This window comes from Amycolatopsis thailandensis (assembly GCF_002234405.1).
In the GTDB taxonomy this organism is placed as follows: domain Bacteria; phylum Actinomycetota; class Actinomycetes; order Mycobacteriales; family Pseudonocardiaceae; genus Amycolatopsis; species Amycolatopsis thailandensis.
In genome coordinates, this window is the sequence record NZ_NMQT01000064.1 from 14,804 (window position 1) to 25,790 (window position 10,987).

The window sequence follows — 10,987 nt, forward strand, 5'->3', positions numbered from 1 at the left end:
GTGATCGCCGAAGTGACGCCCGGGGGAATGTTATCCCCCGAAAGAGTGACGGCGTTCCGCTGCTCGCCTGATTGTCGCACTACACGCCGAGAAAGTTACAAAGTTCTTCACATCTTCGCCCGGAGAAGGGTCATGACCGGACAACTCCTGGTCATGGCATGGTCTCTTCCATGACTTCTCAGGTGCTGGTCATCGGGTCCGCCAATGCCGATCTCGTCGTACCGGTCGACCGGCGACCTGGTGGTGGCGAAACCGTACTCGGTGGCGACACGATCTTGTCGCCGGGTGGCAAGGGCGCCAACACCGCGGTCGCCGCGGCCAGGCTCGGCGCCGACGTCGCGTTGCTCGGCGCGGTCGGCGACGATCCGTACGGCGAGCTGCTGAAACGTTCGCTGGCCGAGTCCGGGGTGAACACTGCTTCGGTGCGGACGAGCGACCGTCCGACAGGGATCGCGTACATCACGGTCACGCCCGACGGCGAGAATTCGATTCTCGTCTCGCCCGGCGCGAACTCCGCTTTGCGGCCCGAGGACGTCGATCTCGACGGCGCCGAGATCGTGGTGTTGTCGCTGGAGATTCCGCTCGAAACCGTCGAGCGGGCCGTCGCGGAAGCCGTCGAAAAAGGTGTGAAGACGCTGCTGAACCTTTCGCCTGCGGCCGAGCTCTCCGCGAAGACGCTCCAGGGGCTCGACGTCCTGTTGGTCAACGAGCACGAGGCCGCGTTCCTTCTCGGCGGCGAGGCCGACTTCCCGAAGTTGCTCGACCTCGGTCCGAAGGCCGCTGTCGTGACGCTCGGCGCGAAGGGCGCCGCCGTGGTTACCGCGGACGGCATGACGGAGGTGCCGTCGCCGAAGGTCGAGGCCGTCGACACCACGGGCGCCGGTGACGCTTTCGCGGGGGCGCTCGCCACGGCGCTCGCGAAGGGCGAGGAGTTGGCCGACGCGGCGCGAAAGGCGGTGAAGGTGGCGGCGATCACCGTGACCCGGCAGGGCGCCCAGCCGTCGTATCCCACGGCATCCGAACTGGAATGATGTCTCCTTCTGTGTTGTGCTGTTGGCTATGAGCCAGGTCACGCCCCCTATGAGATATGGTCTAGACCATGCCGTCTGAGTCACTGTCCGGGGTCGCCGTCAGTCCCGGCCGCGCGAGCGGTCCTGTCGTCCGGGTCGCCGAACCTCTCGGCGAACCCGCGAGCACGCCGGCACCGGCAGATCCGGCCGCCGAGGCCGCCCGCATCGAGCCGGCCGCGCAGATCGTGGCGGCCCGGCTCGAGAAGCTGGCCGAGACCGCCACCGGCGAGGCCACGACGATCCTCATCACCACCGCGGCGATGGCCGCCGACCCGGCTCTCGTGTCCTCGGCCGAGAAACTGGTCAAGGACCAGAACCTGCCCGCGCCGCGTGCGGTGTACCAGGCGGCGGGAAAGTTCGCCGACGCGCTCGCGGCCGCCGGTGGCTACATGGCCGAGCGGGCCCGCGACGTCCTCGACGTGCGCGACAGGCTGGTCGCCGAACTGCTCGGCATCGCGCCTCCGGGCGTTCCCGCCCTCGAGTCTCAGAGCGTGCTCGTCGCGCGCGACCTCGCGCCCGCCGACACCGCCGGGCTCGACCCGGACAAGGTCCTCGCGCTCGTCACCGAAGAGGGCGGACCCACCAGTCACACCGCGATCCTCGCCCGCGCGCTCGGCATTCCCGCCGTCGTCGCGGTCCGCGGGATCCTCGCGCTCGACGCGCAAGCGCTTGCGGTGGACGGTGACACCGGCGTCATCGAGGTCGCGGACCCGAACGCCGAGGTCGTCACGGCCGCCAAGACCGGCGCGATCGAGTGGGACGGCACCGGCGCGACCGCCGACGGCCACCGCGTGAAGGTGCTCGGCAACGTCGGTTCCGCCACGGACGCCCAGGCGGCCGCCGAAGCCGGTGCCGAAGGGGTGGGCCTCTTCCGCACCGAGTTCTGCTACCTCGACGCCTCCGCCGAGCCGAGCGTCGAAGAGCAGCGCAAGGCCTACACCGCCGTGCTCACGCCGTTCCGCGGCAAACCGGTCATCGTCCGCACCCTCGACGCGGGCGCCGACAAGCCCCTCGCCTTCCTGGAGCCCGACGACGAGCCCAACCCGGCGCTCGGCGTTCGCGGCCTGCGGGTCGCCTTCGACCGGCCCGAGATCCTCGACCGCCAGCTGGAGGCCATCGCGGGTGCCGCGCAGGACTCCGGCGCCGAGGTTTCGGTGATGGCGCCGATGGTCGCCACCGCCGCCGAGGCCGCCTGGTTCGCCGAGCGCGCCCGCGCCGCCGGAATCGCCCGCGCGGGCGTGATGATCGAGATCCCGGCCGCCGCGCTGACCGCCCGCGAGATCCTCGACGCGGTCGACTTCGTCTCCGTCGGCACCAACGACCTCGCGCAGTACACCTTCGCCGCGGATCGCCAGCTCGGCGCGGTCGCCAAGCTCAACGACCCGTGGCAGCCCGGGCTGCTGCGCCTGCTGAAGGTCATCGGCCAGGCCGCGAAGGACACCGGCAAGCCCGCCGGTGTCTGCGGTGAAGCCGCCGCCGACCCGAGGCTCGCGCTGGTCCTGGCCGGGCTCGGCCTGACCAGTCTCTCGATGAACGCGCCCGCGGTGCGCGCGGTCGGCGCGAGCCTGGCCGCCACGACGCTGGCCGAATGCGAGGCACTCGCCGAGGCGGCTTTGGCCACGTCGGACCCGGTCGAGGCCCGTGCCGCGGCCGCCAAGCGATAGCAAAGGTCCCTTGCTCCCCCGGTGGTGAACTTCGGGCTGATCGGCCAGGCCGCGGCGATGTTCGCGGTGACCAACGTCGACGACATCGTGCTGCTCGCGCTGTTTTTCGGCCGCGCGAGCGGTCGCGGGGGTGCCGCGAGGGTGGTGGCCGGGCAGTACCTCGGGTTCGCCGGGATCCTCGCCCTCTCGATCGTCGGGGCGTTCGGCGCAGGCCTGCTGCCGGACTCCGTCCTCCCCTGGCTCGGGCTGGTGCCGCTCCTGCTCGGCCTCCGGGCCGCGTGGCGCGTATGGCGTAAGGACGACGAAGGCGACGAGCCTGAAGTCGGTCCCGGCGTTCTCGCCGTGGCTGGGGTGACCTTCGCCAACGGCGGCGACAACATCGGCGTCTACGTCCCGGTGTTCGCCAACACCGGCACCAGTGGGCTGGTCGTGTACGCGGTCGTGTTCCTCGCGCTCGTCGCGGTGTGGTGCGCGGCGGGCCGGTACTTCGCGACCCGCCCGGTGATCGCCCGTGCCCTGGCGCGCTGGGGGCATCTGCTGCTTCCGGTCGTGCTCGTCGGAATAGGTGTGCTGATTCTCCTCAGCGCTTGATGTCGAAATCCGGTCCGCCACTTCGACGCCTTGGTGAAGACACCGAAGCGACGAAAGGACCAGACCATGACGACCACCGAGACCCCGACACGGGCTGGACGCCGGGAATGGGTCGGGCTGGCCGTGCTGGCCCTCCCCACTTTCCTGGTCTCCCTCGACGTGTTCGTCCTCATCCTCGCGCTGCCGAAACTGAGCCAGAGCCTCGGTGCCGACAGCACCCAGCAGCTGTGGATCATGGACGTCTACGGCTTCATGATCGCCGGGTTCATGGTCACCATGGGCACCCTCGGCGACCGCGTCGGTCGCCGGAAACTGCTGCTCATCGGCGCCACGGCGTTCGGCGCGGCCTCCGTGCTGGCGGCGTTTTCGACCAGTGCGCCGATGCTCATCGCCGCCCGCGCGATCCTCGGGATCGCCGGTGCGACACTGGCGCCGTCGACGCTCGCCCTGATCAGCAACCTGTTCCTCGACAGCCGTCAGCGTTCCCTCGCGATCGGCATCTGGGCCGGTTGCTTCACCGTCGGCGCGATCGTGGGCCCGATGGTCGGCGGTGTGCTGCTGGAGCACTTCTGGTGGGGTTCGGTGTTCCTGCTCGGCGTCCCCGCGATGGTCCTGCTGCTCGTCGTCGGCCCGAAGCTCCTGCCCGAGTACCGCAACGAGAACGCCGGTCGCCTCGACCTGACGAGTGTCGCGCTTTCGCTGGTCACGATCCTGCCCGCGGTCTACGGCATCAAGGAACTCGCCCGTGAGGGCGTCCACCCGATCCCGGTGGCCTCGCTCCTGATCGGTCTCGGCTTCGGCGCGGTTTTCGTGCGGCGCCAGCGAATCCTCGAGGACCCGCTGATCGACTTGAAGCTGTTCCGTGTCCCCGCGTTCTCGACGGCACTGGGCGGGATGTGCGCGTTCTCCATGCTGGGCGGGACGACCATGCTCTTCGTCGCGCAGTTCTTCCAGATCGTCCTGGAGCTCTCACCGGTCGGCGCCGCGCTGGCGTTGCTGCCGGGCATGCTCGCGGCGACCGTCAGCTTCCTGGTCGCCCCGATCCTCGCCCGCCGTTTCCGGCCCGCCTCGCTCATCGCCACCGGGCTGGCGGGCGCGATCGCCGGATTCCTGCTGCTGACGCAGGTCGAGCCCGGAGCCGGTCCGGTGCTCCCGTCGATCGCGTTCGCCGTCACCTGCCTGTGCGGTGGGCCACTGGTCACCCTGGGCACGGATCTGGTCGTCGGCTCCGTGCCGCCGGAGAAGGCCGGTTCGGCGGCCTCGCTTTCGCAGACCGGCAACGAGTTCGGCTACGCGCTGGGCATCGCGACCGTCGGGACGCTGGGCAACGCCGTCACCCGCGCTCAGCTCGCCGACGCGGTTCCCGCGCACGAGGCCTTCGCCACCGGCATGCACGCGGTGTCCGGGCTGGCCGCGCTGGTGCTGGCCGGGATCGCGTACTTCGTGCTCAGGCACCTCCGGCACGTGCGCCCAGTGGGCGCCTAGGACAGGGCCTAGCCGAAGAAGCCCCGCCGCGGATACTTGATGATCAGCGCTCCCCCGTGCACGCGCCCGGTGATGACGAACCGGGGTGTGCCGGGGCGGCCGTTCGACTGGGTCCGGTCGTCGAGGTTGCCGAACTTGATGTCGGTGATCGAGTTGGTGTCGACGGCGGCGTTCTCGGGGATGGTGATCTCCACCGGGCCCCATTTGGCCTGGAGGTCGATGTGCACCACCGGGTACCTGATCTCGGCCTGGGAGAAGTCCAGTTTCGTGGCGCCGTACTTGTTGCGGACCACCATCGACTCCGGGACCAGCCAGTTCCCGTTGCGCTGCAACGCCGAGTACTTGCCGTTGAGCTCCATGACCTGCCCGGACGACCGGGCGTAGGCCTGCGGCCCCGGCGGCGCCCACGGGTTCTGCTGCTGCCGCGGCACCATTCCCGCTTCGGGATGCACCAGGCCCGGCAGGTCCGTGAGCACCGCGTTCAGCTCACCGCGGGTTTTCGAAGCGAGGGCGCGGTCGGTCCGCTCGGTGAACTCGTCGAGGTTCAGCATCCCGAGGCCGATCGCCTTCTGCAGCACTTCGACGACGTGTTCGCGTTCCGCGTCGGAGACCCGGATGTCCCGTCCGGTCAACGGCTTGGTTTCGGTCGTCGGCTGCTCTTCCTCGCCCATGCCTGGAATGGTAGAACCGGATCTCACGCGCGAGATCGGGGAAATACCCTGAACAGACCCGCATTTCTCCCCTGTGCCGCCGTACTGGCGGCTGTCCTCCTGCTGGCCGGATGCTCCGACGCGACCCCGCAACCCGCGCCCGCTCCGGTGCCGACACCGCCGCCACCGTCGAAACTCGAAGGCATACCGGTGGACTACATCGGATTCCGCCTGGTCATGGCGACGTCACCGCCGTCGATGCTCGATCCGGCCACCGGAGCCACGACGCCGCTTCCGGGTGCCCCGGCCGGTGACCGCGTCAACGACGTCGTCCGCGTCGGCAAGTTCCCGGTCGTGCTGTCGGCCGCCCGCTGCGGGCCGTCGTGCGTGGAGCCGTCCGAGGTGCTCGCCTACGGGGACCCGAAGAACCAGCCGTGGAAGCTGGGCAAGGCCCGCAGTGTGGCCCCGTCGGCCGACGAGACCGGCGTGTGGCTGATCCGCGACGACGGCAACGACCTCTGCCGCCTTCAGTTCGTCTCGCTGCTCGGCGCCGAACGTGACCGCGGCCGTCCGGCGAGCTGCACGACGGCGGTGCGCCAGGAGGTGCCGCAAGGCTTGCTGATCACGGTGAACGCCGGGACGGCGACCGCCGAGGACGTGCTGATCGACCCCGCCACCGGCCGCGCCGTGCACCAGTTCCCCCGCATCCTCGCGATCACCAAGGAGCGGATGCTGCTCGCCGAACTGACCGAGTTCTCCGTGTTCGACCTCCGGAACAACCAGCGCACACCGGTCCGGTGGCCGGTGGCCAACGGCAAGCCGGGGCAGGTGGTGCCGAGCCGTGACGGGTACAAGGTGGCCGTTCTGTTCGGCGACCCCGCCTGGGCGGGGACGAGCACGCAGACAGCCGACCTCTGGGTGCTCGCGCTCGACACCCTGACCTGGACGCGCGCGCCGTCGATGCCGATCGCGACCCCGCTCAAACAGGTCGCTGTCGAGTGGAGCGAGGACGGCGAACTGGTGCTCGTCACCGACGTGGTCGCGAGCTGGCGGCTCGACCAGCCACAGTGGACGATCGTCAAAACGCCGCTGCCCGCCGAGCGGAACCCGGCGGCGGTCACCGTCGCCCAGGGCTGAACTACTCGGCGTCGAGCCCGTGCTCGATGGCGTAGCGGGCGAGCTCGACCCGGTTGTGCAGCTGGAGTTTCCGCAGCGTCGACTGGACGTGGTTCTCCACCGTCCGGTGCGAGAGCACGAGTTTTTCGGCGATCTGCCGTGCCGTCATCCCCTTGGCGACCAGGCGCAGGACGTCGGTCTCGCGTTCGGTCAGCCGCGGCGGCGCGGGGCCGTCGTCCGGCGCGTCGGCCATGCGGCGGTATTCGCCGAGGACGAGCCCGGCGAGTCCGGCGGTGAACACCGGATCCCCCGCCGCCGTCCGCTTGACCGCGTCCACCAGCTCGCTCGCCGAAGCCGACTTGACCAGATAACCGGACGCCCCGGCCTTGACCGCCTCCAGGACGTCGCTGTGCTCGCCGCTCGCGGACAGCACCAGCACCTTGGTCGACGGCAGCTCCGAAGTGATCTCGCGGGTGGCGTCGACGCCGGACGTCTCGCCGAGGTTGAGGTCCATCAGCACGACGTCCGGTTTGACCGTGCGCGCGATCCGCACCGCGGCGGGCGCGTCCGGCGCGGTGGCCCGCACGTCGAAACCGTGTTCGGCCAGGTCACGGGCGACCCCGTCCCGCCACATCGGGTGGTCGTCGACCACCATCACCGAAACACCGGGCGCGTCGGTCATCGCTTTCCCCTCGCCGCCACTGGAACCTTGACTTCCCATTCGGTGCCCTGGCCGGGCGCGGTGTCCAGGGCGACGCTTCCGCCCAGATCCCGCACGCGCCCCTTGATGGACTCCGCGATACCTAGATGTCCCTCGGCCGCCGCTCGTTCCAGCACACCCCGCTCGATTCCCGGGCCGTCGTCGCGGACGCTGACCACGACCTCGGTGCCGAGGTCCTCCAGCAGCACCCAGGCACGCGCCTCTTCGCCCGCGTGCTTCTCGACGTTCAGCAGTGCCTCGCGCGCCACCGCGACCAGCTCCGCGGTCACGTGCTCGGGCAGCTGCACCTCGCCGGCGGGCGTCGAGACCTGCACCGAAGGCGTCGCGAGCAGTTGCAGCGCGGACCGCAGGTCGGTGGTCCCGTTCTCGCTCGGATGCGTGGGCTCGGTGGTGACCAGCGCCCGCAGCGCGATCTCCTGCTCACCGGCCAGTTTCGCCAGTTCGGCGGCCTCCCCGCCGAATTCGGCGCCGCGTTTGCGCACCCGCGCGAGCACCTGGAGGACGCTGTCGTGGATCGAGCGGGCGAGCCGCTCCCGTTCGGCCGTCGCGGCCTCCATGCGCAACGCCCTGGTCAGCGCGTCCGCGGACCGCCGGGCCATGGTCGCGGCCAGCCCGATCACGAACCCGCTCGCGGTCAGCAGGAAACCGTCCCGCGCGACGTCGACGTCGAACCGCCAGCGCACCAGCCCGGTGACCACCGAGACCACCAGCCCGGCGAGCACCCCGCCGACAGCGCCGAACCGCGTCCCGGCCGCCGCGGGCGGGACCGCCGCCCACACCGTCGTGATGAGCGGGGTGTTGGCGTCGAACTGCGTGGCGGTCAGGATCCACGCCGAGGTGAACATGAGGACGACGGTCAGCACGAGATCGACGCCGACCAGCCACGGCCAGCGGGTCGACGGCCGCGCGTAGAACAAGCTGCTGAGCACCGTCCACACCGTCATCACGCCGAACGACGTCCACGCGAGCCACTTGTTCGTATAGCCGTCGTAGTGGACGACGAACGAGCCCAGCGCGAAGAGCAGCGTCGTCACGCGAAGCACGATCACGCCGCGCCACAGCGGAGTGGCGGGGTCCCGGGTGCCGAGCGCCGAAACCGCTCGCCAGAGCGGGGTGTCCGTCATGACTTGGCTTCGGACTCTTCCTCTTCACCGGGATCGTTCGGTGTCGCCGCCTGATCCCGCAGGACGTCGATCTCCGCCGGGTCGGGATCGTGTTCGTGCAGCAGCGACCGGATGCCGGCGTTGAGCACGGCGAGCAGTGGCACCGACAGCAGCGCGCCGGCGATCCCGGCGGCGACGAGACCGGCGGTGATCGCGAGCACCACGGCGAGCGGGTGCAGCTTCACCGCGCGGCCCAGCAGGATCGGCTGCAGCACGTGGCTCTCCAGCTGCATGACGCCGATGACGATGGCCAGCACGATCAGCGCGCCGACGACGCCCTTCGTCACCAGGGCGATCAGCACCGCGACCGCGCCCGCGATCACGGCGCCGATGATCGGGATGAAGGCGCCGAGGAAGACCAGCGTCGCCAGCGGGATCACCAGCGGCACCCCGACGATCGCCAGCCCGATGCCGATGCCGACCGCGTCGACGACGGCCACCGCCGCCGTCGCGCGCACATAGCTGACCAGCGAAGCGAACCCTCGCCGCCCGGCGACGTCGACCCGGTTGCGCACCCGCCCCGGCACACCGCGGACGAGGAACGACCAGATCTGGTCGCCGCCGGAGAGGAAGAAGATGAGGATGAACAGCGTCAGGATGAAGCCGGTGACGATCTCGCCGACCGTGCCCGCCGTGGTGAGCGCGGTGGTGGTGATCGACGCCTGGTTGTTCTGCAGGAAGCTGATCGCCTGGTTGATGAACTCCTGGATCTGTTCCTGACGCAGGTGCAGCGGCCCGTCGATGAGCCAGCTCTTGATCTGGTTGAGGCTCTCCGTCAGCTGCTTCTGCAGTTCCGGCAGGCCGGAGGAGAACTGCGCGACGACGAACGTCAGCAGCCCGCCCAGCACCGCGAGCCCGGCGATCAGCACTATCCCGGCCGCGAGCCCGCGCGGGAACTTGATCGCCGTCAGCTTGGAGACCGCGGGCGCGAGCAGCGCCGCGAGCAGCAGCGCGATCGACAGCGGGATCACGACCACCGACAGGTAGCCGATCAGGAACACGATCACGTAGAGCGCGGCGATCACCACGATGAAGCGCCATGACAACGCCGCGCCGATCCGCAAGCCGCGCGGCACCAGGCTGGTGACGTCTTCGGTGGACTCGGAGAGGAACGGGTTCGACGGGTCGAATTCCTTCTGCTTGCGCTGGGGCTCGCTCACGCGCTCACCGTATCGGTCCGAGACGACGTTCTTGAACATTCCGGGCGACGCGCACGGTCGAATTCGCCCGATGCGACGCTTGACACATCTGCCGGCGATCGACCCTGGAGTAACCAGGTCTCGCCTGGCGTGATCACTGATCGTGATTTCGGGCTACACCGTGTGTTCTTCACACGATCGTGCCATCAAGGCGCTCCTGGCTCGCTTTGGCCTTCCGCCCTTTGCTTACCTCGGTCACGCAACCGATGAACGGAACACCGAAGCGACAGGAGACCGAGTGACGAACGCGGCGAAGAACGAGGGGCGGGGCGCGGCGCGCTTCGGCCGTCTCGCTTCGCGTGCGCTGTTCGTCCTCGGCGGCGCCGTCGCCGGTTCCGCCGCCGCGTGGGCCGTTTCCGGCGCCACCGCCGCCGCGGACATCGCCCCGGTGGTCTCCGCTCCCGACACGAGCGTCACCCCGGTCACCGACGCCACCACGGCAGGTCTTTCCGACGTTTCCCGTGGCGCTTCGAAGTTCACCGGCGACGTCGCCGGCGCGGTGTGCGGCGAGAACCACCAGGACGCCACCACGTGGTCGATGCCGGAAGGGTCCAAGACCTCCCCGGCGAAGCGTCACTGCGGCGGCGAGATCCGCGCCGACGAGCACGAGGTCTCCACCCGGGTCAGCGACGCTGTCACCGACTTCGCCGACAACTCGGTCGTCACCCCGGTCAAGCGGACACTCGGCGCCGTCGAGCACATCGTCCGCAAGCCGCAGGACACCCGCCAGGTGCTGGACGAGACCTTCGCCCCGGCACCCGACTTCGGCGGCAAGGTCTGGGACCTCCTCGACCAGCACGGCCACGGCGACCTCGTCCCGGACCTTCCGGTCGGCGGCGCTCCGGTCGACCCGAAGTCCCCGCTGGACACCATCGGCGCCGGCGACCAGGTCACCGACTTCGCCGCACTGGCGACGACGCAGTTCCCCGCTTCTTCCGAGACCGTCCTTCCCATGCCGGCCCTCGTGCAGCAGCACGGCGTGTTCGACCAGGACCAGGACTCTCCTTCCCGTGACGGACACCGCGGCGACTTCCCGCGTCCGCTCACCCCGGCGCCGCTTCCCGTCGCGCCGTCCATCCCGACTGTCCCCGGTAGCGGCAACGCTCCCGGTGGTCACCTCGACGGCCTGACCCACGGCGTTCCCGCCTGGCTCGTCGCCGCCGTCGAGCGTTCCCTGACCGGCTACACGCTGGCAGGCACGCGGTACATGCCGCTCACCCCGGGCTCGCAGCCCGGCGTCACTCCTGACTGAACACCTCCCTCCGCGGGGTAGCCGACGCGCCCTGAGCCTCCCGATTCCGGGTCGCTTTCGCGTCCGCTCCTGATCC

General features: G+C 70.0%; 10 protein-coding genes. 6 read left to right on the forward strand and 4 right to left on the reverse strand.

All coding sequences use genetic code 11. The annotated features are described in order from the left end of the window. The first annotated feature begins 170 nt into the window (after window positions 1-170). The 4 genes from CFP71_RS18545 (at window position 171) to CFP71_RS18560 (ending at window position 4,810) form a co-directional block, all read left to right on the forward strand. Window positions 171-1,031 (forward strand): ribokinase, encoded by an 861-nt coding sequence (locus CFP71_RS18545; protein WP_093935153.1) that lies wholly within the window; start codon window positions 171-173, stop codon window positions 1,029-1,031. Window positions 1,032-1,099: 68 nt separating this feature from the next. After that, entirely contained in the window at window positions 1,100-2,734 is a 1,635-nt protein-coding gene (gene ptsP, locus CFP71_RS18550; RefSeq protein ID WP_093935124.1) for a phosphoenolpyruvate--protein phosphotransferase, read from the forward strand. A gap of 24 nt (window positions 2,735-2,758) precedes the next feature. Further along, entirely contained in the window at window positions 2,759-3,325 is a 567-nt protein-coding gene (locus CFP71_RS18555) for a cadmium resistance transporter (protein WP_167406177.1), read from the forward strand. Window positions 3,326-3,391: 66 nt separating this feature from the next. Continuing rightward, complete coding sequence (locus CFP71_RS18560; RefSeq protein ID WP_093935126.1) at window positions 3,392-4,810, forward strand: MFS transporter; 1,419 nt, start codon at window positions 3,392-3,394, stop codon at window positions 4,808-4,810. A gap of 8 nt (window positions 4,811-4,818) precedes the next feature. Here the strand turns inward: CFP71_RS18560 and CFP71_RS18565 are convergent, their stop codons facing one another. After that, on the reverse strand, window positions 4,819-5,481 hold the full coding sequence (locus CFP71_RS18565; RefSeq protein WP_093935127.1) for a DUF1707 SHOCT-like domain-containing protein: 663 nt from the start codon (window positions 5,479-5,481) through the stop codon (window positions 4,819-4,821). A gap of 189 nt (window positions 5,482-5,670) precedes the next feature. On the opposite strand from CFP71_RS18565, the gene CFP71_RS18570 reads away from it, so the two are divergent. After that, window positions 5,671-6,597, forward strand: a complete 927-nt coding sequence (locus tag CFP71_RS18570; protein WP_093935128.1) for a hypothetical protein — start codon at window positions 5,671-5,673, stop codon at window positions 6,595-6,597. A 1-nt stretch (window position 6,598) separates the two neighbouring features. Here the strand turns inward: CFP71_RS18570 and CFP71_RS18575 are convergent, their stop codons facing one another. The 3 genes from CFP71_RS18575 to CFP71_RS18585 are packed head-to-tail and all read right to left on the reverse strand — an operon-like array spanning window position 6,599 to window position 9,620. Further along, window positions 6,599-7,258 carry a response regulator gene (locus tag CFP71_RS18575; RefSeq protein ID WP_093935129.1) on the reverse strand — a complete coding sequence of 220 codons (660 nt, stop codon included), beginning with the start codon at window positions 7,256-7,258 and terminating at the stop codon, window positions 6,599-6,601. Further along, on the reverse strand, window positions 7,255-8,421 hold the full coding sequence (macS, locus tag CFP71_RS18580; RefSeq protein WP_093935130.1) for a MacS family sensor histidine kinase: 1,167 nt from the start codon (window positions 8,419-8,421) through the stop codon (window positions 7,255-7,257). The genes CFP71_RS18575 and macS overlap by 4 nt, the downstream gene beginning before the upstream one ends. After that, the gene (locus tag CFP71_RS18585; protein WP_093935154.1) at window positions 8,418-9,620 is read right to left on the reverse strand and encodes an AI-2E family transporter; all 1,203 of its coding nucleotides are present in this window, start codon (window positions 9,618-9,620) and stop codon (window positions 8,418-8,420) included. Before CFP71_RS18585 ends, macS begins: the two co-directional genes overlap by 4 nt. A gap of 277 nt (window positions 9,621-9,897) precedes the next feature. Between CFP71_RS18585 and CFP71_RS18590 the strand changes: the two genes are divergently transcribed. After that, on the forward strand, window positions 9,898-10,911 hold the full coding sequence (locus CFP71_RS18590; protein ID WP_093935131.1) for a hypothetical protein: 1,014 nt from the start codon (window positions 9,898-9,900) through the stop codon (window positions 10,909-10,911). Window positions 10,912-10,987 lie beyond the last annotated feature (76 nt).

Bases quoted from the DNA above. Each gene is read 5' to 3' on its own strand.
- CFP71_RS18545 (WP_093935153.1), top strand. From the start codon at position 171: ATGACTTCTCAGGTGCTGGTCATCGGGTCCGCCAATGCCGATCTCGTC.
- ptsP (WP_093935124.1), top strand. From the start codon at position 1,100: ATGCCGTCTGAGTCACTGTCCGGGGTCGCCGTCAGTCCCGGCCGCGCG.
- CFP71_RS18560 (WP_093935126.1), top strand. From the start codon at position 3,392: ATGACGACCACCGAGACCCCGACACGGGCTGGACGCCGGGAATGGGTC.
- CFP71_RS18565 (WP_093935127.1), bottom strand. From the start codon at position 5,481: ATGGGCGAGGAAGAGCAGCCGACGACCGAAACCAAGCCGTTGACCGGA.
- CFP71_RS18575 (WP_093935129.1), bottom strand. From the start codon at position 7,258: ATGACCGACGCGCCCGGTGTTTCGGTGATGGTGGTCGACGACCACCCG.
- macS (WP_093935130.1), bottom strand. From the start codon at position 8,421: ATGACGGACACCCCGCTCTGGCGAGCGGTTTCGGCGCTCGGCACCCGG.